Annotated in this window: 24 protein-coding genes; 19 read left to right on the forward strand and 5 right to left on the reverse strand. The window is 61.2% G+C overall.

From position 1 onward, the window contains the following. Nucleotides 1-54: 54 nt before the first annotated feature. Nucleotides 55-1,575: an NCS1 family nucleobase:cation symporter-1 gene (locus QQ992_RS08800; RefSeq protein ID WP_286113048.1), complete on the reverse strand. Its 1,521-nt coding sequence runs from the start codon at nucleotides 1,573-1,575 to the stop codon at nucleotides 55-57. A 264-nt stretch (nucleotides 1,576-1,839) separates the two neighbouring features. Between QQ992_RS08800 and QQ992_RS08805 the strand changes: the two genes are divergently transcribed. Next, nucleotides 1,840-2,874: a L,D-transpeptidase gene (locus QQ992_RS08805; RefSeq protein ID WP_286113049.1), complete on the forward strand. Its 1,035-nt coding sequence runs from the start codon at nucleotides 1,840-1,842 to the stop codon at nucleotides 2,872-2,874. An 85-nt stretch (nucleotides 2,875-2,959) separates the two neighbouring features. Further along, nucleotides 2,960-3,676 (forward strand): murein L,D-transpeptidase catalytic domain family protein, encoded by a 717-nt coding sequence (locus QQ992_RS08810; protein WP_026020450.1) that lies wholly within the window; start codon nucleotides 2,960-2,962, stop codon nucleotides 3,674-3,676. A gap of 16 nt (nucleotides 3,677-3,692) precedes the next feature. Here the strand turns inward: QQ992_RS08810 and QQ992_RS08815 are convergent, their stop codons facing one another. Next, entirely contained in the window at nucleotides 3,693-4,385 is a 693-nt protein-coding gene (locus QQ992_RS08815) for a tellurite resistance TerB family protein (RefSeq protein WP_286113050.1), read from the reverse strand. A 229-nt stretch (nucleotides 4,386-4,614) separates the two neighbouring features. On the opposite strand from QQ992_RS08815, the gene QQ992_RS08820 reads away from it, so the two are divergent. From QQ992_RS08820 to QQ992_RS08830, 3 genes are all read left to right on the forward strand, one after another. Next, on the forward strand, nucleotides 4,615-5,130 hold the full coding sequence (locus QQ992_RS08820; protein WP_286113051.1) for a sigma-70 family RNA polymerase sigma factor: 516 nt from the start codon (nucleotides 4,615-4,617) through the stop codon (nucleotides 5,128-5,130). Then, nucleotides 5,130-6,089: a FecR family protein gene (locus tag QQ992_RS08825; protein ID WP_286113052.1), complete on the forward strand. Its 960-nt coding sequence runs from the start codon at nucleotides 5,130-5,132 to the stop codon at nucleotides 6,087-6,089. The genes QQ992_RS08820 and QQ992_RS08825 overlap by 1 nt, the downstream gene beginning before the upstream one ends. A gap of 73 nt (nucleotides 6,090-6,162) precedes the next feature. Then, a complete protein-coding gene (locus QQ992_RS08830; RefSeq protein ID WP_286113054.1) occupies nucleotides 6,163-8,628 on the forward strand; it encodes a TonB-dependent siderophore receptor in 2,466 nt (821 codons plus the stop codon). Between the two features lie 103 nt (nucleotides 8,629-8,731). On the opposite strand, the gene QQ992_RS08835 is transcribed toward QQ992_RS08830, so the two are convergent. Together QQ992_RS08835 and QQ992_RS08840 are read right to left on the reverse strand one after the other, a co-directional pair. Continuing rightward, the gene (locus QQ992_RS08835) at nucleotides 8,732-9,436 is read right to left on the reverse strand and encodes an SDR family oxidoreductase (protein WP_019098726.1); all 705 of its coding nucleotides are present in this window, start codon (nucleotides 9,434-9,436) and stop codon (nucleotides 8,732-8,734) included. Nucleotides 9,437-9,535: 99 nt separating this feature from the next. Beyond that, on the reverse strand, nucleotides 9,536-10,429 hold the full coding sequence (locus tag QQ992_RS08840; protein WP_286113057.1) for a LysR substrate-binding domain-containing protein: 894 nt from the start codon (nucleotides 10,427-10,429) through the stop codon (nucleotides 9,536-9,538). A gap of 215 nt (nucleotides 10,430-10,644) precedes the next feature. Between QQ992_RS08840 and QQ992_RS08845 the strand changes: the two genes are divergently transcribed. From QQ992_RS08845 to QQ992_RS08870, 6 genes are all read left to right on the forward strand, one after another. Then, nucleotides 10,645-11,199 (forward strand): helix-turn-helix domain-containing protein, encoded by a 555-nt coding sequence (locus tag QQ992_RS08845; protein WP_286113058.1) that lies wholly within the window; start codon nucleotides 10,645-10,647, stop codon nucleotides 11,197-11,199. Between the two features lie 27 nt (nucleotides 11,200-11,226). Continuing rightward, nucleotides 11,227-12,573 (forward strand): glutamine synthetase family protein, encoded by a 1,347-nt coding sequence (locus QQ992_RS08850; protein WP_104835218.1) that lies wholly within the window; start codon nucleotides 11,227-11,229, stop codon nucleotides 12,571-12,573. A gap of 74 nt (nucleotides 12,574-12,647) precedes the next feature. After that, nucleotides 12,648-13,421: a gamma-glutamyl-gamma-aminobutyrate hydrolase family protein gene (locus tag QQ992_RS08855; RefSeq protein WP_019098729.1), complete on the forward strand. Its 774-nt coding sequence runs from the start codon at nucleotides 12,648-12,650 to the stop codon at nucleotides 13,419-13,421. A gap of 68 nt (nucleotides 13,422-13,489) precedes the next feature. After that, a complete protein-coding gene (locus QQ992_RS08860) occupies nucleotides 13,490-14,848 on the forward strand; it encodes an aspartate aminotransferase family protein (protein WP_286113060.1) in 1,359 nt (452 codons plus the stop codon). Nucleotides 14,849-14,992: 144 nt separating this feature from the next. After that, nucleotides 14,993-15,547 (forward strand): helix-turn-helix domain-containing protein, encoded by a 555-nt coding sequence (locus tag QQ992_RS08865; protein ID WP_105945190.1) that lies wholly within the window; start codon nucleotides 14,993-14,995, stop codon nucleotides 15,545-15,547. 113 nt (nucleotides 15,548-15,660) lie between these two features. Continuing rightward, nucleotides 15,661-16,170, forward strand: a complete 510-nt coding sequence (locus QQ992_RS08870) for a ProQ/FinO family protein (RefSeq protein ID WP_286113062.1) — start codon at nucleotides 15,661-15,663, stop codon at nucleotides 16,168-16,170. A 59-nt stretch (nucleotides 16,171-16,229) separates the two neighbouring features. Here QQ992_RS08870 and QQ992_RS08875 read toward each other — a convergent pair whose 3' ends face one another. Next, nucleotides 16,230-16,790, reverse strand: coding sequence for a nucleotidyltransferase family protein (locus QQ992_RS08875; RefSeq protein ID WP_286113063.1), 561 nt, complete (start codon nucleotides 16,788-16,790; stop codon nucleotides 16,230-16,232). A 311-nt stretch (nucleotides 16,791-17,101) separates the two neighbouring features. Between QQ992_RS08875 and QQ992_RS08880 the strand changes: the two genes are divergently transcribed. The 8 genes from QQ992_RS08880 to QQ992_RS08915 all read left to right on the forward strand — a co-directional run bounded on the left by QQ992_RS08880 (nucleotide 17,102) and on the right by QQ992_RS08915 (nucleotide 22,991). Then, on the forward strand, nucleotides 17,102-17,392 hold the full coding sequence (locus QQ992_RS08880; RefSeq protein ID WP_119370731.1) for a hypothetical protein: 291 nt from the start codon (nucleotides 17,102-17,104) through the stop codon (nucleotides 17,390-17,392). A gap of 11 nt (nucleotides 17,393-17,403) precedes the next feature. After that, a complete protein-coding gene (locus QQ992_RS08885) occupies nucleotides 17,404-18,033 on the forward strand; it encodes a hypothetical protein (RefSeq protein ID WP_286113065.1) in 630 nt (209 codons plus the stop codon). Between the two features lie 195 nt (nucleotides 18,034-18,228). After that, nucleotides 18,229-18,726: a glycine zipper domain-containing protein gene (locus QQ992_RS08890; RefSeq protein WP_105945186.1), complete on the forward strand. Its 498-nt coding sequence runs from the start codon at nucleotides 18,229-18,231 to the stop codon at nucleotides 18,724-18,726. A 394-nt stretch (nucleotides 18,727-19,120) separates the two neighbouring features. After that, nucleotides 19,121-20,215 (forward strand): dimethylsulfone monooxygenase SfnG, encoded by a 1,095-nt coding sequence (sfnG, locus tag QQ992_RS08895; RefSeq protein WP_016714943.1) that lies wholly within the window; start codon nucleotides 19,121-19,123, stop codon nucleotides 20,213-20,215. Nucleotides 20,216-20,309: 94 nt separating this feature from the next. Continuing rightward, nucleotides 20,310-20,891, forward strand: coding sequence for a hypothetical protein (locus QQ992_RS08900; protein ID WP_105945180.1), 582 nt, complete (start codon nucleotides 20,310-20,312; stop codon nucleotides 20,889-20,891). Between the two features lie 341 nt (nucleotides 20,892-21,232). Further along, nucleotides 21,233-21,811, forward strand: a complete 579-nt coding sequence (locus tag QQ992_RS08905) for a DUF2491 family protein (RefSeq protein WP_286113068.1) — start codon at nucleotides 21,233-21,235, stop codon at nucleotides 21,809-21,811. 12 nt (nucleotides 21,812-21,823) lie between these two features. Next, nucleotides 21,824-22,249, forward strand: coding sequence for a DUF350 domain-containing protein (locus QQ992_RS08910; protein ID WP_286113069.1), 426 nt, complete (start codon nucleotides 21,824-21,826; stop codon nucleotides 22,247-22,249). A gap of 16 nt (nucleotides 22,250-22,265) precedes the next feature. After that, a complete protein-coding gene (locus tag QQ992_RS08915) occupies nucleotides 22,266-22,991 on the forward strand; it encodes a DUF1190 domain-containing protein (RefSeq protein WP_286113070.1) in 726 nt (241 codons plus the stop codon). Nucleotide 22,992: the final 1 nt, after the last annotated feature.

Genomic DNA, 22,992 nt, shown 5'->3' on the forward strand with positions numbered 1-22,992 from the left:
GTAACTGCCCCGGCTCGATCCGTCGACTGGCCAGGGCGGCCTGGTGGCCGCTTTTCAGTGCTGCGCGCTATCCACCGCGATGCTTTCACCGGAAACGTCGGCATGCCTGGCACTGCGATCGGCAATGGCGTAATGAATCAACCCGCCCAAACCGGCGCCGAAGAACCACGAGAACTGCGACAGCGTGTCGAACGCCGGCACCAGCGCCAGCACGATGGCGATCAGCGCAGCGGGGATGAACGCCGCTACGGCGCGCAGGTTGACCCCGCCCTTGTAGTGGTAGGCGGCCTCGGTGCTTTCGCTGTACAGCTGCGGCAGGTTCACCCGGCTGCGACGCACCAGGTAGTAGTCGGTGACGATGATGCCGTACAGCGGGCCGAGCAGGGCGCCCAGGCCGCCGAGGAAATACACGATCACGGACGGGCTGTTGTACAGGTGCCAAGGCAGGATCACCACCGCGATGCCGGCGCTGAGCAGGCCCGCGCGGCGGAAGTTCAGCAGGTTCGGGGCCAGGTTGGCGAGCACGTAGGCCGGGGCGACGAAGTTGGCCATGATGTTCACCGCCACGGTGACGATCAGGAAGGCCAGGCAGGCCAGCACCAAACCGGCGGTGCTGGGGATGGCGGCGACGATTTCGGTGGGGCCCTGCACCAGCTTGCCGTCGATGCTGAACTGCGCACCGGCGAGTACCACGGCAATCAGCGCGAAGCCGAGCATGTTCACGGGCAGGCCCCAGAAGTTGCCCACGCTGATGGTGCGCCGGTCTGGGCAGTTGCGGGTGAAATCGCAGAAGTTGAGGATCATGGTGCCGTACAGTGAGACCCACAGGGCGGCGGCGCCTAGCACTTTCAGCCACATTGTCGAGCCGGTCGGTGCGTTGCCGCTGGACCAGGCAATCGACAAGCCACTGCGCCAGTACATCCAGCCCGCCAGGCAGGCGAATGCGACCAGAATGATCGGCCCGGTGATGGACTCGAAGCGGCGTACCATCTCCATGCCGTAGGCGAAGATCGCCACCTGCACGCACCAGATGCCGAGGAAGGTGACCCACCCCAGTGTCGACAGGCCAAGGATTGCGTTCTGATCGTAGGCCTTGAGGTCTGGCACGATGGCGGTGAGTAGCACGCGCAGCACGACCGAGGCGAGGTACGTCTGGATGCCGAACCAGGCAATGGCGATCACCGCGCGGATCAGGGCCGGGATCTGTGCACCATGGATGCCGAAGCTGATCCGGCACAGGACGGGGTAGGGCAGGCCGGTTTTCTGGCCCATGTAGCCGGACAGGTTCATCAGGCCATAAATTACCAGCGCGCCGAGGGCGAAGGCGCCAAGGATTTGCGCGCCGCTCATGCCCAGGGCGAACAGGCCGATGGCGAAGGAGTAGTTGGCGATGTTGTGCACATCGTTGGTCCACAGCGCAAACAGGCTGTAGCGCCCCCAGGTGCGATTTGCCGCGCGGGTTGGCGCGAGGTCGGCGCTGTACAGGCGCGGGCTCAATGCCAGCTGAGCGGGCTCGGCCGTTTCGACGGGTACAGCGTCAAGGTGGCCAACATCGGAACGTGAAATCGACGCCATCGGAACTCCATGATGGTTGTGTACTTTTATTGTTTGACTTGTATACAGACAAGATTCGTACCAACCCGCAGGTTTCTTGGGTTTTGCCGTTTTCGCGCCGTTTTTCTGCCTTTTGCCGCGACGGATCGGGCCTTGAAGTGGGAAGTTCGTGCACATTCTTGTGTGCAGTTGTTACCGCCGGCGCAGGTTGACGCTGTGAACGGCTGGCTTTGCGGGGAATGTTCCGACTAAGCTGGGGGCAGGGTTCCAAAGGGGGGCTATTCGATGTTGCATGTACCGCTCGGACTGGGTCTGTTAATGGCCGTCGCCTTGGTTGAAGCGGCCCCCCTGCAGGTCCCCACACCGGCCCAACTCAGGACCCAGCTCGACAGCCTCAAGCCTGGGCAGTTTCTCTGGTACCCGCAGTTCTCGCCGGTGGGGCCGGTGACTGTCGTGGTCAGCCTCACCGAGCAACGTGCCTATGTGTACCGCAACGGCATCGCCATCGGCGTCAGCACCGTGAGCAGCGGCAAGCCAGGCCGGGAAACCCCCACCGGGGTATTCAGCATTCTGCAGAAAAAGGTCGAGCATAAATCCAGCCTCTACAACAGCGCACCGATGCCCTACATGGAGCGCCTGACCTGGGACGGCATTGCCCTGCACGCTGGCCACCTCCCGGGGTACCCCGCCTCGCATGGTTGCGTGCGGCTGCCCATGGACTTTGCCAAAAAGCTGTACGAAGTGACCGGTTTCAGTTCGACCACGGTCATCGTTTCCGACACCCACAGTGCACCGGTGGAGGTTTACCACCCCGGGGTGCTGGCGCCCACGGTCAGCGAGGGCAAAGCCCAAGGCCCGTTGGTATTGAGCAATCAACAGTTCTGGAACGACCCCGACCCGACGGCAGGGCCGCTGTCGATCCTGATCAGCCGCGCCGACTTGCGGGCCTATGTGTTTCGCGGTGGCCAGCTGGTCGGCTCGGCACCGGCACTTTCGCTTGAAAGCAGCCGGCATCGCAGTGGCATGGCGGTGTATTCCCTGCTGCAAAAGCCATCCGCCCCAGCACTCGATGGCGCGCTACCCTTGCATTGGTCGGTGGTGGGCCTGAGCAACCCGGAATACGGGAACACGCCCTATGAACAATTGGGCCAGTTGAGCATCAACCCGGAGTTCCGCCGCCATGTACGGGCGGCGATGGACGTTGGCACGATGCTGGTGATCACCGACTGGGCATCCACCCGGGATACCCGCAGCGATGGACAATTCACGGTAATCAGCACCGAAGACAGTGAAGAAGTTAAACCATTGGTCAAGAAGTGATCGGCAATGCTGCAGGAATCAAGCAAAGTAGCCGCTTTTGGCTGCAATCAAGGCAACAACGGCCAGGTTTTCATCAGGGTAATCCATGTCGATCTTCAAACCACTGCGGGGAGCCGCGCGGCTCTCGTTGGCCAGTATTGGCCTGTTTTTCCTCAGCGCCTGGCAAGCTGCCCACGCGCAACCGCTGCCGAGTGCCGCCGAGCTGCAGCAGTTGGCCCCGAGCGCCAGCCTGTCGACCCTGGCCCTAGCACTCACCGCCTACGCCTGCGCCAGTCACAGTGATGCGGACAAGTTGCTGACGGTGATCGACTACTCCAAGGCCTCGCGTGACAAACGCTTGTGGGTGTTCGACCTGCGTGCCAGGAAGCTGTTGTTCGAGGAATGGGTCGCCCATGGCAAGAACAGCGGCGCCGATGTACCGACTGCGTTTTCCAACGCACCGAACAGCTACCAGTCGTCTATCGGCCTGTATGAGACCGGCCAGACCTACAGTGGCAAGCACGGCCGCTCGTTGCGCCTGCAGGGGTTGGAGCCGGGGTTCAATGACAACAGCATGTCGCGGGCGATTGTGATGCATGCCGCCGCGTATGCCGACCCCAAGGTGGTGCCCGGCCTCGGTCGTTTGGGGCGCAGCCAAGGGTGCCCGGCTGTTCGGCCGGCCATTGCCGGCAAGCTGATCGAGACGCTGCAACGCGGTAGCTATGTGTTCGCCTATTACCCGCAGCAGGACTGGCTGAAAACATCGCGTTTTCTTAACGCCCAGAGCTGCCCGCTGGCGAATCAGTCGATTGCCAGCAAGTAGGGGAAGTGGCGGGTAGTTACTGGCTACCCTTGGCCTGTTGCTCCAGATGCACCTGCAATGTCGGATCGAGTTGCAGTGCGCTGGCCAGTTCGTCCAGGTAGGCCCGCTCGGCGGGCTGCTGATCATCCACCAGCATCACGCTGGCCAGGTACATTTCTGCAGCCATGGCCGGGTCCTGGGCCGACTGTGCCACCTCGGCAGCGTCGAGTGGTTTGCTGACTTCCTCATCCAGCCATTGCTGGAGTTGCGGGTCGTTGGTGTGACGTTTGATTTCGGCGTAGATCAACTGTTCTTCTTGCTGGTCGATGCGGCCGTCAGCCTTGGCTGCCGCGATCAGTGCGCGCAACACAGCATGGCTGTGATCTTCGGCCTCGGGGCCGGACAATTGATCGACTGTGCGTAGGGCCTGTTGCGGTGCCGCAGCCTGGCTGCGCTGCCAGCTTTGATAGGCCTGGAATGCCATCATGCCCAACGATGCCAGGGCAGCGTAGTTCGTGCCGCTCGTTGAGCGCCCTTGGGCCGCGCCGCCAGCACCGCCCAACAGGCCACCCAGTAAACCACCAAGGCCACCCGTTGCACTGCCGCCGCCAAGCAGCCCACCCAGCAAGCCGCCCAGGCCGTCTTGCGACGACAGGCCGCCGCTGCCTTGTTGTGTTTGCGAGCGTTGCCCGGCGCGAAGCAACTGTTCGAGTAGATCACTGGTGTTCATGGCACCGCCCTCGGTCGGTAGTCGTTGCCCAGACAAGCAACGATAGCCACCTCAAGGCGAACCGCCATGACCGTTTGGCCGATGGGTGTGTGCTCTCAACACGTCGCAGCGCGGATTGGAAGCGGTCGGTATGACGAGGCTGCTTTTGACCCGAGTGGCTACTACCGACTATGGCGAGCAGGGCTCAACAATGCTAGTTTAGATCGATTCTCATTTGCGGCTCGTTATCATGGACCGACCCAAATCCTCCTCCGACCCCATTGGCGAGCTGTATGCGGGTCATCATCCCTGGTTGGTGTCGTGGTTGCGTCGCCGTCTGCACTGCCCGCATCAGGCGTCGGATTTCGCCCAAGACACGTTCTACCGAGTTCTCATTGCAGGGCACTATGAACCCCCTCGGGAACCACGGGCGTTTCTTGCCACAATCGCCCGTCGCCTCCTCATCGACAACGGCCGCCGCTTTCGGTTGGAGCAGGCCTATCGGGAGGCGCTTGAAAGCAGCATCGAGCATATCGATCACGCGTTTTCTCCTGAGCAGATCCTGCAAGCAATAGAATTGCTTGAAAGTATCGACCGGGCCTTGAGGCGCATGAAGCCCAGAATCCGTGAAACCTTCATCATGCGGCACCTTGAGGGCCTGTCACAGGATGAGATCGCCCGCCGACAGGGGCTCTCGGTAAGGACCGTACAGGCAGACCTGGTCGAAGCCATGCTGGCGTGCGACGCCGCCATGGAGGGGACGTAATGGCTAACCCGGGAGTAGACCCTATCCTGCGCGAGGCTGCGCAATGGATCGTGCAGCTCGACAATCAGCTAGACGCAGACTTGCAGACGCAATTCGAGGCCTGGCTGAGCGCAGCACCGGAACACGCCGCAGCGATAGCCCGACTTAGAGGCCGCATGGGAGCGCTGGAGCACCTCCCTTCCCAGGCGGCGAGCAAAGCGCTGCGCCTGGCACCACGCAAACCGCTCGCCAAACCGATGCGAGCGTTGGCCCTGGCAATTGCGCTGGTTCCAGTGGCATGGAGTACGACTACCTATTGGCAACAGGGCTACCTATTGGCCGACCTGAGTACCTCTGGGGGAAGTTGGCTTGATCGTCACCTTGACGATGGCAGCTTTATCCAGCTGGACGGTGACTCTGCGGTGGATGTGCACTTCGATTCTAACGAGCGGCGCATCGAGTTGCTGCGGGGCGAGTTGCTGATTGACGTTGCCAAGGACCCGCGCCCGCTCGTTGTCGTCACGGCGCACGCTAGTGTGCGGGCGCTTGGCACGCGGTTTACGGTGGAGCGCCAGGACGATTCGACGCAGGTGACCATGTTCGAGTCGACCACCGCCATCAACAGTGCCGGCCAATCATTGCAACTGACTGCAAATCAGCGCGTGCGCCTTACCAATGAAGGTCCGGGCGAGGTCGAGCAAGTGCAGGCAGGGCCGCTTGAGCAGGCTTGGCAAAAGCACCAATTGTTGGCTGAAAATCAGTCCCTGGCGGAGGTGCTCACGCGCTTGTCGCGACACTATCCAGGCGTGCTGTGGGTTGACCATGAAGCGCTTGCCGGCATGCGTGTGACCGTTATGTTGCCGCTGGACGATCCACGCCGGTCGCTGCGGCTGTTGCAACGAACCTTGCCAATCGAGGTCACCCAATACACCCCTTGGTTTACCCGAGTGAGGCTGAAATCCGGTGCAGTGAGTAAATAGTTTCAATAATTATTTCGTGTTCTTGCGATTCGTCCGTCCTCCCATGGCCAACACCATAAGGAGTATCGAAAGCATGAACTCACCGATTCGAGCGCTACCCGGTTCAACCTCCCGCAGCCTATACCTGGCCGTGCGTCTGGCGTTGCTCGTGGCACCGCTGGCATTGCCGGCTGGCGCGTTGGCCGAACAACGCGTGCAGCGCTACGACATCCTGTCAGGGCCGTTGGGTGAAGTGCTCGGACGTTACGCTCAAGCCAGCGGCGCTCCCATCTCCTTCCAATCGGATCAGGTGCGAGGATTGACCAGTCCAGGCGTGCAGGGCAGTTTCACCACTGATGGCGGTTTTGCTCAGCTATTGCTCGGTTCCGGACTGGTGGCTCGTCTCACCGAGGATGGGTACAAGCTTGAGGCAGCGGTACCCAGCACGGGTGCCCTCGACCTCGGCGTGACCAACATTAGCGCCAATGGTGAATCGGCGTTCGGCCCTGTACAAGGTTATGTGGCCAAACGCACAGCGACGGCTACCAAAACCGATACCTCAGTTCTGGAAACGCCGCAAACCATCAATATCGTGACCCAGGATGAAATCAAAGCCCGCGGCGCACTCTCGGTAAGCGACGCCCTGCGCTACACCCCTGGCCTGCAGGTGGACGGTTTTACCGCTCGGGTGAAGGCCTTCGACGAGCCTACCTCGCGGGGCTTCAACGCCACCCCCATGTACCTGGACGGCCTGCACCTGCCCTACGGTGGCGGCAGTACCGGTGGCGCCCTGCAGGTCGACCCCTACCTGCTTGAACGTGTGGAAGTGTTGAAGGGCCCTGCTTCGGTGCTGTACGGCCAGAACCAGCCGGGTGGCATCGTCAACATGGTGTCCAAACGGCCCACCGCCGAAGCGGTGCACTCGGTCACCGTCGGTACCGGTAGCTACGACCGCAAGTACGGCGCCTTCGACCTGGGCGGCCCGCTCGATGACCAAGGCACCTTTCTGTATCGCCTGACCGGCGTTGTGAACGACACCCATTCGGAAGTCGACTACGCCGATCAGAAGCGCATGACCCTTGCCCCGAGCCTGACCTGGAACGTCAACGACAGCACCACCCTGACTTTCTATGGCCACTTCCAGAAAGACAACGACACCCCCGAACCGCAAGGCCTACCGGTATGGGGAACCGTACTGGACAACCCCAATGGCAAGATTTCCCGCAGCCGATTCATCGGCGAGCCCAACTATGCCTCGTACGATCGCGACCAGTTCACCCTGGGGTATGAGCTTTCCCACGAGCTGAACGATGTCTGGACGCTCAAGCAGAACGCCCGTTACGCCTACGTGGATGACCGCTTCGTCTCCGTGCTGCACGGTTATGACTTCATCACCAGCCCAACCACGGGCCTGAACAATCAAAGCGCCACCGGTCGCTTTGCAATCGACTGGTCCCAGACCAACAAGGTGTTTGGCATCGACAACATGGCCCAAGCCGTGTTCAGGACCGGCGAAGTCGAACACACCCTGTTGATGGGCGTGGACTACTACCACTTCAACTCCGAGTTCCTCGGTCGCTATCAATATGGCCCGCCAGGCATCGATCTCTACAACCCGGTCTATGGTGCGCCCATTGACTTCAGCCTGGCACAGGTCAACACCTGGGATAACACCATCCGCCAGACCGGCGTCTACCTGCAGGACCAGATCAAGTGGGACCGCTGGTTCCTCACCCTGGGTGGCCGCTATGACTGGGCGACCACCGAGAACAACCAGCCGCTCTACAAGGTCGACAACAGCATCAAGGACCAGAAGTTCTCTGGCCGGGTAGGCTTCGGCTATCTGTTCGACAACGGCATCACGCCGTACTTCAGCTACTCCGAGTCGTTCCAGCCGAACACGGGTACCGACTACTTCCACAATACCTTCGATGCCTCGACCGGCAAGCAGTACGAAGTGGGTATCAAGTACCAACCCCCTGGCTCGAACAGCTTCGTACAAGTGTCGGCGTACCAGATAGACCGCAAGAATATCCTCACCGACGACCTCACAGAAGAGCACGCAGGTTTCAGTGTCCAGTCTGGCGAATTGCGTTCAACCGGCCTGGAGATCGAGGGCAAGGCCGCACTGACCAACAACCTCAACCTGATCGCCTCGGTTTCGCGGGTTGACGCCGAGTACACCAAGGACAACGGCGGCATGAAAGGTCGCCACCCGCTTGGTATCTCGCCACTCACGGCCTCCAGCTGGCTGGACTACAAAATGCCGGATGACAGCAACCTGCGTGGCCTAGGCTTTGGTGTCGGGGTTCGCTACGTACGTAGCAGTCCCGGTACCAATACCTCGATACGCGAGTTCGATGTGCCCTCGTATAGCGTATGGGACGGGATGATTTCCTACGACCTGGAGCGTTCGCCGCTGGCGATCAAAGGTGTCCGCGTCCAGGCCAACGTGGAAAACATCGACGACAAACGCTATGTCAGCCGCTGCTCCGGGGTCTGGGAGTGTACCTACGGCCAAGGACGCACTATCACCGCCAATCTGACCTATGACTGGTGACTTGAGTAAATGCCTAGGCATCTTCCGCTGCTGGGCCGTCGGCTGGACGCGCCTGGTGTGATCACAGTCCCTGTCCGTCCAGCGTAGTGAGCTACATGAGCCCCTAAACGCTACGTGTCACGCCGCCATCAACCCTGATGTTCTGCCCCGTGATGTAGGCCGCGCCGTCGCTGGCAAGAAACGCAATGGTGGCGGCGATTTCCTCGCTGGTGCCATAACGCTTGAGCGGCACGCTGTCGCGGCGTTGTTCGGTGGCCGGCAGGCTGTCGATCCAGCCGGGCAGGACATTGTTGATCCGCACGTTATCCCCGGCGAAGTTGTCGGCGAAGATCTTGGTGAATGCGGCCAGGCCCGAGCGGAAAACAGCAGACGTCGGGAACAGCTCGCTCGGCTCGAACGCCCAGGCGGTGGAAATGTTGATGATCACGCCACCCTTCTGGCGCTGCATGAAAGGCGTTACCAGACGCGTCGGGCGAATGACATTGAGCAGGTAGGTGTCCATGCCCTTGTGCCAGTCCTCGTCGCTGATCTCCAGGATCGGCGCGCGCGGCCCATGGCCGGCGCTATTGACCAGCACGTCGATACGGCCCCATTTTTCCACCACGGCGTCGACCAGGCGTTGCAAGTCTTCGACCGACTGGTTGCTGCCGGTTACACCAATGCCGCCAAGCTCGGCAGCCAGCGCCTCACCCTTGCCCGAAGAGGAAAGGATGCCAACCTTGAACCCGTCAGCGGCCAGGCGACGTGCTGCTGCAGCGCCCATGCCGCTACCGCCGGCGGTAATAATCGCAACTTTTTCTACTGACATGCTGCCTCCAGAACTGAAACGGCTGATTGCTTAGGTGCACTTACCTTAGCAGTAGCCCTAGGGGCGAGGGAGACAGGCAAACTTTACTGTGACAGTAGATTAACTATTGTCAGCCTGCTGCTTGAGCCAATGTTGAACCACGCCAAGCGACTCAGGCTGCTGCAGCTTGCGCGGCCACACCAGGTAGAACGACTTGTCCAGCCGCAGCGGCTGGTCGAAGACCTGAATCAGCCTGCCTGCGGCAATGTCGTCACTGACGAATGCCAGGCTGGCCAACGCAATGCCCTGACCACTGATGGCGGCATCAATAGCCAATGAAGTCTGGTTGAACCGCAGGTTTCTGGCGGTCGGTTGGGCGTGGTGCGGGAACACGGCTGCAAGGTACCGGGGCCAGAAGTCATGGGCATCGTGAAGCATGATGAACGCTTGCAGCTGTTCGAAGCAGGTGGGGGTGTGGGTGCCCTCGAACAACGCTGGGCTGGCCACGGCGACGATGTGCTGTTCCATCAACAGTTCGCTGTTCAACCCCGCGCCAATTTCGGGCTTGCCATAGCGCACCGCGATATCCACGCCGTCGGTACTGAAGTGAGATAGCCGATCGGTGGCCAGCACTCGCAGATCGATGTCCGGGTGGCTTTGCGCAAAGTTGCCGAGCCTGGGAATAAGCCATTTCGAGGCAAAGGTGGGGGTAACGCTGACCGTCAGGTGAGACGTCTGCGGGCGCAACAGGCGGGTTGCCTCATCGATCATCGCCAAGGCACTGCGAATGCTGCCGCTATAACCCAGGCCCGCATCGGTCAGTGCCAGGCCCCGGGGCAGGCGTTCGAACAAACGAAGGTTCAGGCTTGCTTCCAGCCCGCGTATTTGCTGAGCAACGGCGGCCTGGGTCACACCCAGCTCCTCGGCAGCCAAGCGGAAGTTGAGGTGGCGGGCAACCACTTCAAACACACGTAGCGCGTTGAGTGAGGGTAAGTCAGGGAAACCGTTTGGCATGACGATGGAGGTGGCCGGGCTGCAAAGATTCGACGCCGAGGCTACTCCCTGAGCACCATTAAAGAAACCCACGCCACCGCAGCCAATCCAGCGCTGTTTCGCTTAAGCCACGCCGTTATCGGCTGCACATTTGCATCTCTGTGCTTGACGCGTGAAAATTTTCATGTAATTTTTCATGAAAAATAACACTAAAAATTTCACGGCAGTCCGAAACGATGAAGATGCACGAAGAGGTTGAAGCCCTCGCGATCCTTATTCACGACCTGCGCAAATTCAAGAACCTGACCCTGGGTGAGCTGGCCGAGCGCATCAGCCGCTCGGTTGGGTTCCTTTCCCAGGTCGAACGCGGTGTTTCGCGCCCGACCGTGGCCGACCTCACCGCCATCAGCGAAGCGCTCGGCGTGTCGACCGCGTACTTCTACAACCTGAGCAAGCCCCGCAGCATCGGCTGGGTCACGCGCCCCCACGAGCGGCGCACGCTGTACCTGGAGTCGGGCATCACCGATGTGCTGGCGTCGCCCACCATCGCCGGCGCCTTCTCCATGCTCGACAGCCATCTCGAGCCCGGCGCCACCAGTGGCGAGGCGTACCTGAGTGACCGTTCCGAGCAGGGCTGCTTCGTGCTCGAAGGCGAACTGACGGTATGGCTGGACCAAGGCGAGGCCGTGACCCTGCAGGCCAACGACTGCTTCCAGCTGCAACCCCACGCGCAGTTCCGTTACGCCAACCTGACGGCAAAGCCCACCCGCGTGCTCTGGGTCTTCAATTGAATTCGTTCAACTCACAAGGATAAGAAGATGAGTGTCATCTTTCCGGATCTGCTGACTGAAGTGCGCGCGTTCCGAGCGCAGCACCCGGCCATACGTTATGTCGACCTGATTGCGCTGGATATCCCCGGGCACTTCTACGGCAAGCGCTACCCCATGGACATGCTGGAAAAGGTCGCCGCCGGCGCGCCGCTGAAGCTGCCACAGAACTGCGTGCTGCTCGGCACCCAGGGTGGGCTCTACCCGATTGGTGACTACTGCTTCGCCGACGGCGACCCGGACGCCGCCCGGCGCCTGGTGCCGGGCACCCTGAAACCGGTGCGCTGGGAAAAGGAAGTGATCGCCCAGATGCTGATTACCTCCGACGGCACCGCCCAGCCGATCGAGTTCGAGCCCCGTGAGGTGCTGGCCCGCGTTATCGAACGCCTGGCCAAGCGTGGCATTCGCCCGGTGGTGGCGTTCGAGCTGGAGTTCTACCTGTTCGACCGCCAGCTGGATAACGGCCTGCCGCAGTACCCGCGCGATACGGCGACCGGGGATGAAGACGACCAGCCGAACATGCACATCGAGCGGCTGTCGCGCTTCTCGTCGGTGCTGCACGAAATGGTGGATGGCGCCAACGAGCAGGGTGTGCCAGCGAATGTCATCACTGCAGAGCTGGGCCCAGGCCAGTTCGAGATCAACTTCTCCCACAGCGACGATGCCCTGAGCGCGGCGGACTGGTCGGCGCTGTTCTGCCGCAGTACCCGGGGTATCGCGATGAAGCACGGCTACCGTGCCAGCTTCATGAGCAAGCCGTACCTGGATGCGCCAGGCAGCGGCATGCATGTGCACGTCAGCCTGTACGACAGCGCTGGCAATAACATCCTTGCAGGTGCCGAACAGCGCAAGCTGCGCCATGCGGTAGCCGGGTGCCTGGAGTTGCTGCCGCACTGCATGCCGATTTTCGCCCCTAACCACAATGCCTACCGCCGCTATGGCGCCATGGTCAACGCGGCGAGCAAGGCCAGCTGGGGCTTCGAAGACCGTGATGCGTGCATTCGCATCCCCGAGTCCGACCCGCGCAACCTGCGCATCGAACACCGCCTCGCGGGCGCCGATGCCAACCCGTACCTGGTGCTGGCGGCCATCCTGACCGGCATGGAGCATGGCCTGGATCGTGGCGTCGAGCCCATCGCCCCGCTGAACGACAACCGCCAGAGCGGCATCGACTTCCCCAAGGATGCCCTTAGTGCCCTGGCCGCCATGCGTCACCACCCGGTGGTCAACCAGGGTTTGGGCAGTGAGTTCGTGATGGTTTATTGCGAAAACAAATACCAGGAGCAGCTGGACTTCATGCGCCACATCGATGCCCGCGAATACCGCTGGTTCCTGTAGCTGGCGCCGTTCGTACAGCGACGCCTTTCCAACGTTCAAACACCACGCGCAATACCGATTTGCCGGAGGAAGATATGCCACGTGTGCCCGTTATTGGCATTACCGCATGCACCAGCATGATTGAGCAGCATGCCACCCAGACCATCGCCGAGAAGTATGCACGTGCGGCGGCCAAGGCGGCGTGTGGCTTGCCCATCGTGATACCCAGCCTCGGTGAGCTGATGGACAGCGCCGATATTCTCGACGTGGTGGACGGGCTGATCTTCACCGGCTCGCCGTCCAACATCGAGCCGTTCCACTACAACGGCCCGGCCAGTGCCGAGGGCACCCATCACGACCCGCTGCGTGATGCCACCACGTTGCCGCTGATGCGTGCGGCTATCGCTGCCGGTGTGCCGGTACTCGGCATTTGCCGTGGTTTTCAGGAAATGAACGTGGCACTGGGCGGCACCCTGCACCAGAAGGTGCACGAGGCCGGCGTGTTCATGGACCACCGTGAAGGCAAGGGCGAGCCCATCGAAAAGCAGTATGGCCCGCGCCACACCATGCATGTAGAGCCTGGCGGCCTGCTCGACCGCATGGGTTTGCCGGCGATCTTCGACGTCAATTCCATCCATGGACAGGGCATCGATGTACTGGCCCCGGGGCTGAGGGTGGAAGCGCTGGCACCCGATGGCCTGGTGGAAGCGATTTCGGTCGAGAACGGCAAGGGTTTTGCCCTTGCGGTGCAATGGCACCCTGAGTTCCAGGTCATGGACAACCCGCACTACCTGACCCTCTTCCAGTCCTTCGGCAAGGCCTGCCGGCAGCGCTCGGTATTGCGCCAGAAGCTGTTGCTGTCTGCCTGAAAGCGACCTTTCCCAACTAGAAAAAGTACCTGCGCAGCCTGGCTGCGCAACGCGATGGAGTGAAAGCAATGAGTGAACAGAATCCGCAAACCCTGGCCTGGCAGGCCATGAGCCGCGACCACCACCTGGCGCCGTTCAGCGATGTGAAGCAACTGGCCGAGAAAGGCCCGCGCATCATCACCTCGGCCAAGGGCGTGTACCTGTGGGACAGCGAAGGCAACAAGATTCTCGATGGCATGGCCGGCCTGTGGTGCGTGGCGGTTGGCTATGGTCGCGATGAGCTGGCCGAAGTCGCCAGCCAGCAGATGAAGCAACTGCCTTACTACAACCTGTTCTTCCAGACCGCTCACCCGCCTGCGCTGGAGCTGGCCAAGGCGATCGCCGATGTGGCCCCGCAAGGCATGAACCATGTGTTCTTCACGGGTTCCGGCTCCGAGGGCAACGACACCGTGCTGCGCATGGTCCGCCATTACTGGGCGCTGAAGGGCCAGAAGAGCAAGAAGGTGATCATCGGCCGCATCAACGGTTACCACGGCTCTACCGTGGCAGGTGCCGCTTTGGGCGGCATGAGCGGCATGCACCAGCAGGGCGGGGTGATCCCGGATATCGTGCACATTCCGCAGCCTTACTGGTTCGGGGAAGGCGGCGACATGACCGAGGCCGAATTCGGCGTGTGGGCGGCCGAGCAGCTGGAGAAGAAAATCCTCGAAGTCGGTGAAGACAACGTCGCTGCTTTCATCGCCGAGCCGATCCAGGGCGCCGGTGGCGTGATCATTCCGCCACAGACCTACTGGCCGAAGGTGAAGGAGATCCTCGCCAAGTACGACATCCTGTTCGTCGCCGACGAAGTGATTTGCGGCTTCGGGCGTACCGGTGAGTGGTTCGGTACCGACTACTACGACCTCAAACCCGACCTGATGACTATCGCCAAGGGCCTGACCTCTGGCTACATCCCCATGGGCGGGGTGATCGTGCGTGACGAAGTGGCCCAGGTACTCAGCGAAGGTGGCGACTTCAACCACGGTTTCACCTATTCCGGCCACCCGGTGGCGGCGGCGGTGGGCCTTGAGAACCTGCGCATCCTGCGTGATGAGCAGATCATCCAGCAGGTGCACGATAAAACCGCGCCCTACCTGCAACAACGACTGCGCGAGCTGGCCGACCATCCGCTGGTAGGCGAAGTGCGTGGCCTGGGCATGCTCGGTGCGATCGAGCTGGTGAAAGACAAGGCCACCCGCGCCCGTTACGAAGGCAAGGGCGTGGGCATGATCTGCCGCCAGCACTGCTTCGACAACGGCCTGATCATGCGCGCCGTGGGCGACACCATGATCATCGCGCCACCGCTGGTGATCAGCATCGAGGAGATTGACGAACTGGTGGAAAAGGCCCGCAAGTGCCTGGACCTGACGTACGAGGCTGTTCGCTAAGCGGCCGTTGGCTGCACCGGGGTCGCAAGGCGGCCCCGGTTTGCCTGGCTGGAAAGAAGTACACCTGTGAAGCATTTTGCTTTGCGAGTCGGATCATGTACTTTTCAGGGCATTCATTTCCTGTCTGAAAGTCGCGATTCAACTATGAAAGTGCACGAAGAAATCGAAGGCCTGGCAGTACTGATTCGCGACCTGCGCAAGTTCAAAGGCCTTACCCTGGGCGATCTGGCCCAGCGAATCGGCCGTTCGGTGGGCTTTCTGTCCCAGGTCGAGCGGGGCGTATCACGCCCGACCGTGGCCGACCTTACTGCCATCAGCGAAGAGCTGGGTGTCTCGACCGCCTACTTCTACAAGCTGGAAAAACCCCGCGAGCTCGACTGGGTCACCCGCCCGCACGAGCGTCGCACGCTTCACCTGGCGGGCGGCATCACCGATGTATTGGCATCCCCCACCATATCGGGCGCGTTTTCCATGCTCGATAGCCATCTGGAACCGGGGGCCAGCAGCGGCGAGGAGTACCTTGACGACAGCTCGGAGCAGGGCTGCTTCGTGCTCGAAGGTGAACTGACCGTGTGGCTGGGCGGCGGTGAGCCGGTAACGCTGCGCGCCAGTGACAGCTTTCAGCTGCAACCCCACGCCAGTTTTCGTTACGCCAACCTCACCGACAAGCCCACACGGGTACTCTGGGTGTTCAGCTGAAAGGCCCGCTCGGCGTGTCTCGGTTGGCCAGGAAAGATGACCTGCAAACACTGTAAGGGCTGCATAGGGTATCCTTGCGCCACGCAATCAACTTCGAAGCAGTGAACTGAACGATGGGTTTTGAACAACTAGCAGCGCTACGCGACCGCCTGCGGGCGGAAAAACAGCAGGTAAAGGCCGAGAGCCCGAAACAGCCCAAGCGCAAGCCGTCCCCGCAGGCGAAGCCGCGCGAGCAGGATCCGGCAGTCGCGGCGATCTGGCCATTGCAGAAGCATTTTCCGTTGGCCTTCCCGGTCAACCCGGCCCCCAAGGTGCCGCTCAAAGAGGGCATTTTCAAGGATGCCGAGCAACACCTGGAGCTGCTCGGGCTAACCCGTGAGCAGCTCAAGCTGGGCATCTCGACCTGGTGCCGGGGTGCCCGGTACTGGGCAAGCATGGTCGAGAACGCACCACGCCTCGACTTGACCGGCCAAGCCGCTGGCACTGTGACCGCCGCTCAGGCACTGCATGCCAAACAGCAGGCATCGCGGCAGCGCAGCCAGGACCGTCGCAACCGTGCGAAGGCGAAAGCGCAGGCTCCGGCCCCCGCCACCGACACCGCAGCGGCTCCCGCCGCCGACTGACACGCCCGGGCGGCTTGCCTGGTGCAAGGTCAACGTGAGTAAGGCAATGGCATAGGCCTTCACTCGACCAAGGCAAGCCATGGCCAACGCTCGCGATAACTGGCGGCTTTTGCCTTGAACAAATCGGGCCGAGGATTCAACGCGTTCATCCTCAGCTGGTTGTTCTGCAGGTCTTCCAGGCCATGCGTGCTGTACAGCGCGCCTGTGTGTGCATCAACGCCCAGGCAGGTCGAGCGGATCAGGTAGCGGTCGATGCCATCGGTCACCTTGAGTAAAGGCGCGTAAGTGCCGCCGAACTTCGCCTGGTACCACAGGTGAACGCGGGCCTGATTGCGGACCTCGACATTGACGCCAAGGTGCGCACAGGCCTGCTGCACCCTGGCAATCATCCGGTCCTCTGCTTCCCAGGACAGGTCAGTGTCGAAATAGGCGATGTCGTAGTCCTTGATCCCCCACACGGCAGGCAGCCCCGCGCGCTGGTTCCAGAAGGCCTGGAACAGGGCGCCCGCAGTCAACATGCAGTGGGGAACATCCAGCGTTGGCAGGATCGTCAGGAGGGCCCGGTTTACCGGGTTTTCATGGATGCTCTCCAGCACCTGCCCATCGGTCAGTGAATGCATGCGTGCTGTCCTTGAGGGTTGCATGACAGATGGCCGATCTTACCTCTCAATCATCCTTGTGCAGTGATTACTTGCTCAGTATCTGCAGGTGTGGGCTTGCCCGCAAAAAATGCCACGTGCGCGGGTGACTGGGGTGTTGAAAGCATTGGTTACATTGCTCTGCGCCGTCTTGTGGCGGTTGGGGCCATAGTTCAAGCGTGTTCCGGGCCACCGCTTGATTTCCCATGTGTACCGCTGGTCGCTTTGGCTTCGCAGGCGGTGGATTTGCCCCGGTTTTTGTACGATGATTTTCGTATTGACAGGGATGAGTTATGAAAATCGGCTTCAAGGAGGCCCAGCGCGCAGTGCTGGCGGCGCTTGAAACAGGGGAGTACCAACATGTTTCTCGTGGGGAAATCGACATCAAGAACCTGCTGGCTGTAGGGGAGGTGTCAGCCCGCGAGGTTGCCGAGGTCGTTCGCGCATGCCGGGGAATTCACCACACGAGCAGCCCCCACCATGCTGTCGCAGCCATCGAGGTGCATGTGCTCAAACGGGAGGGGTGGTACATCAAGTTCTTCTTCATCGAGCCAGACACCTGGTTCATCAGCGTTCACCAGTGAGTACCCGGATCATGAAGATCTTTTTTGAAGGCGATGGCGGAACAGCGCTCTGCGAGTGCTGCCAGGCAGTTGTGCCCACACGCTATGTTCGCCGGGATGTACCGTTCAGTGATGGGCAAGGGGTGGCCAAGGACATTCTGGTGGGCGTGTGTACCCGTTGCGATGGCGTGGTCGCGCTTCCGCCGCAATCCACGCCCTCCATTCGCGAGGCGCGCAAGCAGCTCAGGTCGATCGAGGCGCGTTTGCCGGCGGTTTACTTGGACGTGCTGGATGCGGCCATGCATGCGGTCTGTAGCGAGGCGGGTGTCAACCTGCGCAAATTGTTTCTTGCCCACTACCTTCAGCAGTTGGCGCAGGTTCAGCAGAGTGGGCAGTTGCAGGTTGTGCACCAGGCGTTCATCCGGGCGTTGGATGACCAGCGAGCGCAACGCGGGCTTGTACATTCCAATGCAACCCGGCGGTTGTCGATGAAGGTCAACTCGCACATGGCCGACGACATGCTTGCGCTTCAGCAGCAAACAGAGATGAATCAGACCGAATTGCTGAAGGCGGTGATTGCGTTGATCCAGGCCGATGTACTGGAAGCGCGGGATGAAGAGGTAATTCGAACGTTGCAGCAACTGGCGAGGTTGGCGCTGTAGATGAGATTGTCGCAGGCCGCGGGTGGTCTGGCCCATGGTTGCGATTAGCCTCAGACTGTTGAAATCCTTTAAAGTTTCGTCGAAAAAACAGCAGGTTAGGGAATTTTTGCAAGGCGTGTTACTCGTCGGAATTCAATTGTAAGCCCCCGTTCAGAGCCTCAGGATCGCCTCGGCATCCCTATGAGGCTTTCATCAATGAAGTATTCCTCGATTCTTTTGTTGTCACTTGGCCTGCTAAGCGGTGTTGCGTCTGCAGGCGGCAATACCGAAGCAGGCATAGGCGGCGCATTGGGTGGGGTATTGGGCTCGGTGGTCGGCCAGTCGATTGGCGGCAGCACCGGCTCGGCCATCGGTGCTGGCCTGGGTGGCGCAGCGGGTGGTGCAGTGGGCGCCAACAAACACAGCCGTGGTGAAGCGGCCATTGGCGGCGCACTGGGTGCGGCAGGTGGCAACGTGGTAGGTCGCAAGATGGGCGGCACCACAGGCAGCCTGATCGGTGCAGCAGCCGGCGGCGGTGTGGGGGGTGCCTTGGGCAACCACATGGGCCGGGAATACGATGACGAAAGTGGTCACCGTTATCGTGACGACGATGACGATGATGACGACGATCGTGGCTGGCGCCGTCGCCACCACGACCGTGGCCATCACTATGGTTGGCGCAATCATCACAGGGACTGGCGCGACGATGACTGATCGCGCGTTACAGGCCTGAATATGTGCGTCTCTGCACAGGACGTTGGTAACCGCCGGGTGGTCGCCCAAGGCTGCTTACAGGTTGCCGCTGGACAGTCAGTGCCCGGCCACGTTGATCACATCGTCAACCCGGGCCATGACGAACAGGTGACCCTCTTCACAGCGCGGATGGTCGCTTGACCATCGGGCACAATTACGTGACCGCCGAACGCTCGGCGGGCGTGCTCAGGCGTGCTGTTGCACAGGCAACAGTGGGCCGACAGTCTGCTGCCTGAAGTGCATCCGCCAAGGTTGGTGTATTTTGTTAAGCTACTGAATTATAAGAATTTAATTGATTGGCATGTTTGCTGCTCCTGGCTTCTTGAACCCGCAGGAATCATCAAGGAGCCTCCCCATGAGCCACGCCCCAATCAAATTCGCCTATTGGGTCCCCAACGTCAGCGGTGGCCTGGTGGTCAGCACCATCGAGCAGCGCACCAGCTGGGACATCGACTACAACCGCAAGCTGGCGCAAATCGCGGAAAAATCCGGTTTCGATTACGCCCTGTCGCAAATCCGTTTCACAGCGGGCTATGGCGCCGACAACCAGCATGAGTCCGTCACCATCAGCCACGCGCTGCTGGCCGCCACGGAAAAACTCAAGGTCATCGCCGCCATCCTGCCAGGCCCGTGGAACCCGGCGCTGGCGGCCAAGCAGCTGGCGAGCATCGACCAGTTCACCCAGGGCCGTATCGCCATCAACGTGGTTTCGGGCTGGTTCAAGGGCGAGTTCCATGCCATCGGTGAGCCTTGGCTGGATCACGACGAGCGCTATCGCCGTTCTGAAGAGTTCATTCGCGCGTTGAAGGGCATCTGGACCCAGGACAACTTCACCTTCAACGGCGACTTTTACCGCTTCCGTAACTACAACCTCAAACCCAAGCCGCTGCAGCAACCGCACCCGGAAATCTTCCAGGGCGGCAGTTCGCGTGCGGCACGGGACATGGCGGCGCGGGTGTCGGACTGGTACTTCACCAACGGCAACAGCGTGGAAGGGATCAAGGCCCAAGTGGACGACATCCGCACCAAGGCGGCGGCCAACGGCCACTCGGTAAAGATCGGGGTGAATGCCTTCATCATTGCCCGCGATACCGAGGAAGAAGCGCGGGCGGTGCTGCAAGAAATCATCGACAAGGCCAACCCCGAGGCGGTGCGAGCGTTTGGCCAGGAGGTCAAGCATGCCGGTTCGGCCAGCCCGGAGGGTGAGGGCAACTGGGCGAAGTCCAGCTTCGAGGACCTGGTGCAGTACAACGACGGCTTCAAGACCAACCTGATCGGCACACCGCAGCAAATTGCCGAACGCATCGTCGCGTTGAAGGCGGTGGGGGTGGATTTGATCCTCTCTGGTTTCCTGCACTTCCAGGAGGAAGTGGCGTACTTCGGCGAGCACGTGTTGCCGCTGGTGCGGGCGCTGGAAGCCGAGCGTGGCCTGGACAAAGCAGTAGCCTGAGGCCGGGGGCAGGGAGGGCTTGGCACCCTGCCAATATTGTCGGATTGTCGTGCAGGGGTTAGGTTGACGGGCTTACTTCAAGGAAGACTACCCCATGAAACGGACCTTACCGCTCCTGTTCGCCTGCGCGATTTTCCCCTTGCAAGCCTGGTCGGCGCTTGAAGTTGGCCAGTTTACCCTCGGCATGCCCAAGGCCCAGGTCCTGGCCATTCTGCAGCAGCAGTTTGGCGAGGTTGAGCATTTCACGGGCTATCACTATCAGGTGCCCACCGAGTTTTATCAGGGCGCCAATCCCAAGAGCGACTACAGCCTGGGCGGTGTTCCCGTTTCACAGGTGAAAGCATCGTTCAATGAAGCCGACCAGCTTCGCCAGGTCGAGGTACGGCTGGATACCACTGACGAGGCGCGGGTCCAGCAACTGCTGCCGATGACGAAGCAGGCCAAGCGGGTGCCGAATACCGGTGGCCGGCTGGAAGCGTTTTCTGCAGAGGGTGAGCTGGTTTACTGGGTCTCCAAAGACTGGGACTGGACCGTGGTGACCATTGCCGACAAGGCCAGCTCGGCCGGGAACATCAAGGCACGGGCCAAGAGTGACGAGAAGTTTGCCCAATTGAACCGCAAGTTCGACAAGCTGATTGAAACCGCGAAGGCGGTGGAGGGGAACGGCGCGCCTTGAGCGCAGGGTCGGTTTGTTTTTTCGATAGATGGGGGCGCAAACCCGCCCCCTCGCTCCACCTGCCTCGGTACAACTTCATCCAGAAAGCTGTACACCAAGCCGAACGAGCCCCCCAATGCCGCGTTGGGGGAGATTCTCGGCGTCGCGCTGTCTGGCATGACCCAGGTCAGCCAGTAAATCCCGCTGGCCTTCTTCGGCTCCGGTAGCGTCGGTGTTGCCGTGTTCCTGCTGGGCCAGGCGGGCCGGTCTTTAGCGGCCAGGCTAAACGCTTTGTTTATTGGCCTGGCCGCTCGGACCCGCTAAGGTAGCGCCCCCTGCAAGGATGCATTCCAGGAGTTGTCATGTCGCCCTTTGGCCTGTTCATAGGCCGTATCTTCAACCCGTCCCCTGCGTTGAAGCCCCAGCTGGACGGTTATTCCGAACTTCAGGTACCCGACGCGCAAGCGGTCTGTGCCGTGGGCGAAGTTGAGCTCGGTGAGGCTGTACAACTCAAACGCTTCTATCTGGATGATGAAGATTACTGGCTGCAAGTGCTGATGAACGGCAACGAGGCCGGCGATACCGTGCTGTTCGGCTACCACAGCGCGATACCGGTCCGCGATGAAGCCCACTTGCAGCAGGTGGTTGGCAGCCAATCCAGCGTCGGCATGCCGATCTACCGGCACGATGGCTATCTGTACTCCCGCCAGTGGGGCCGTGAGCAAGGCAAGGCGCCTTTGGTATCCCTGCATGAGCAGGTCGCCACCCAGGAGGCGCGCTACGGTATCAGCCACCTGTCGATGCTTTACGCCCGCGACACCGGCTTGCCGGAGCGCCGCGAATTCCTGCTGTTGTCGATCGAGGAAGATGAGCAGGGCAACCTGACCTTCACCACTTCGCTTGGCGCCACCCTGTTCCCCAGCGATTTTCACGTAACCTGACAAGGATTTCCCATGCTCAATGCACTGCGCCTGTCGCTCAACGCTTCAGCGGTGACCGGCTTCATTCTCTACATCAGCGTGGCCCTGCTGGTGTTCTGGCTGTTCCAGTTCATCTACACCCGGCTCACCCCTCACCGTGAGTTCGTGCTTATCCGCGAGAACAATCCGGCGGCAGCCATTGCCCTGGGTGGCTCACTGATCGGCTTTTCATTGCCGGCCAGCAACATCATCGCCTACAGCGTCGGCATTATCGACTTCATCGCCTGGGTGGTAGTCGCCGCCGTGGTGCAACTGGTGGCCTTCGGCATCACCAGCCTGGTGCTGCGCGACTTGTCCAGACGCATCGTCCAGGGTGAACTGGCGGCGGCTATCTACGCGGCCAGCGTGGCAATCAGCGTGGGCTTTCTCAACTCGGCCTGCATGACCCCATCGGCCTGACGCGCCAGGAGCCTTGATGAACACCCCTATGCGAAGAAGCTCCGTCAAGCTGGTGTTGGCCGGCTCGCTGCCGCTGGCCTTGTCTGCCTGCGGTCCGCACGAAGATTTGTACACGGTCAGCCAGCAGGTCAATTACGACAGTGTCGAAGCCTGTGTCAGTGACAAGGTGCCTGCCCAGGCGTGTGCGGATGCCTACCAGCAAGCCTTGGTCGAATATCGCCGCAGCGCGCCGAGCTATGCCTTCAACGCGGCGTGCGAGGCGGACTTCAGCCCGGATGGCTGCCAACCAGCGCTTGATGGCCGGTACATGCCACGCATGAGCGGTTTCGAATTGCAAACCAGCGGTGAAGTGACCCAGTCGCAGCTCGATGCGGGGTATGCCCAGGGCGGTGGCTATGGCCATGTCGCGTCGGCTGCGGTGGCCGGCATGCTGCTGGGGCAGATGGCCGGCAGCGTCGGCCGCCGTTATAGCGCCCAGCCGCTGTATGCCTACCGTGAGGGTTCGGGCCAGCGAATGGGCCTGCTTGGGCGGCGTTATGGTTCGGCCGGTGGTATCCGTGGCGTTGCCAGGGATGAGGAAAGTGGCACGACGTCGGGTGGCGGTGGCGGGGGTTCCGGCGCCTGGGGGCGCAACGAACCTCGCTCGGCGCAGTCGGCGTCGATCACCCGTGGTGGCTTCGGCGGCCAAGCCACTGCGCGCAGTGGTTGGGGCGGCCGCTCTGGTAGTTTCTTCGGGGGCTGAG

This window comes from Pseudomonas kurunegalensis (genome assembly GCF_030291635.1).
GTDB classification, from domain to species: domain Bacteria; phylum Pseudomonadota; class Gammaproteobacteria; order Pseudomonadales; family Pseudomonadaceae; genus Aquipseudomonas; species Aquipseudomonas monteilii.

Bases quoted from the DNA above. Each gene is read 5' to 3' on its own strand.
- QQ992_RS08885 (WP_286113065.1), top strand. From the start codon at position 17,404: ATGAAGATCTTTTTTGAAGGCGATGGCGGAACAGCGCTCTGCGAGTGC.
- sfnG (WP_016714943.1), top strand. From the start codon at position 19,121: ATGAGCCACGCCCCAATCAAATTCGCCTATTGGGTCCCCAACGTCAGC.
- QQ992_RS08805 (WP_286113049.1), top strand. From the start codon at position 1,840: ATGTTGCATGTACCGCTCGGACTGGGTCTGTTAATGGCCGTCGCCTTG.
- QQ992_RS08800 (WP_286113048.1), bottom strand. From the start codon at position 1,575: ATGGCGTCGATTTCACGTTCCGATGTTGGCCACCTTGACGCTGTACCC.
- QQ992_RS08845 (WP_286113058.1), top strand. From the start codon at position 10,645: ATGAAGATGCACGAAGAGGTTGAAGCCCTCGCGATCCTTATTCACGAC.
- QQ992_RS08810 (WP_026020450.1), top strand. From the start codon at position 2,960: ATGTCGATCTTCAAACCACTGCGGGGAGCCGCGCGGCTCTCGTTGGCC.
- QQ992_RS08860 (WP_286113060.1), top strand. From the start codon at position 13,490: ATGAGTGAACAGAATCCGCAAACCCTGGCCTGGCAGGCCATGAGCCGC.
- QQ992_RS08905 (WP_286113068.1), top strand. From the start codon at position 21,233: ATGTCGCCCTTTGGCCTGTTCATAGGCCGTATCTTCAACCCGTCCCCT.
- QQ992_RS08890 (WP_105945186.1), top strand. From the start codon at position 18,229: ATGAAGTATTCCTCGATTCTTTTGTTGTCACTTGGCCTGCTAAGCGGT.
- QQ992_RS08830 (WP_286113054.1), top strand. From the start codon at position 6,163: ATGAACTCACCGATTCGAGCGCTACCCGGTTCAACCTCCCGCAGCCTA.
- QQ992_RS08915 (WP_286113070.1), top strand. From the start codon at position 22,266: ATGAACACCCCTATGCGAAGAAGCTCCGTCAAGCTGGTGTTGGCCGGC.
- QQ992_RS08870 (WP_286113062.1), top strand. From the start codon at position 15,661: ATGGGTTTTGAACAACTAGCAGCGCTACGCGACCGCCTGCGGGCGGAA.
- QQ992_RS08815 (WP_286113050.1), bottom strand. From the start codon at position 4,385: ATGAACACCAGTGATCTACTCGAACAGTTGCTTCGCGCCGGGCAACGC.
- QQ992_RS08910 (WP_286113069.1), top strand. From the start codon at position 21,824: ATGCTCAATGCACTGCGCCTGTCGCTCAACGCTTCAGCGGTGACCGGC.
- QQ992_RS08865 (WP_105945190.1), top strand. From the start codon at position 14,993: ATGAAAGTGCACGAAGAAATCGAAGGCCTGGCAGTACTGATTCGCGAC.
- QQ992_RS08820 (WP_286113051.1), top strand. From the start codon at position 4,615: ATGGACCGACCCAAATCCTCCTCCGACCCCATTGGCGAGCTGTATGCG.
- QQ992_RS08900 (WP_105945180.1), top strand. From the start codon at position 20,310: ATGAAACGGACCTTACCGCTCCTGTTCGCCTGCGCGATTTTCCCCTTG.
- QQ992_RS08880 (WP_119370731.1), top strand. From the start codon at position 17,102: ATGAAAATCGGCTTCAAGGAGGCCCAGCGCGCAGTGCTGGCGGCGCTT.
- QQ992_RS08850 (WP_104835218.1), top strand. From the start codon at position 11,227: ATGAGTGTCATCTTTCCGGATCTGCTGACTGAAGTGCGCGCGTTCCGA.
- QQ992_RS08840 (WP_286113057.1), bottom strand. From the start codon at position 10,429: ATGCCAAACGGTTTCCCTGACTTACCCTCACTCAACGCGCTACGTGTG.
- QQ992_RS08855 (WP_019098729.1), top strand. From the start codon at position 12,648: ATGCCACGTGTGCCCGTTATTGGCATTACCGCATGCACCAGCATGATT.
- QQ992_RS08835 (WP_019098726.1), bottom strand. From the start codon at position 9,436: ATGTCAGTAGAAAAAGTTGCGATTATTACCGCCGGCGGTAGCGGCATG.
- QQ992_RS08825 (WP_286113052.1), top strand. From the start codon at position 5,130: ATGGCTAACCCGGGAGTAGACCCTATCCTGCGCGAGGCTGCGCAATGG.
- QQ992_RS08875 (WP_286113063.1), bottom strand. From the start codon at position 16,790: ATGCATTCACTGACCGATGGGCAGGTGCTGGAGAGCATCCATGAAAAC.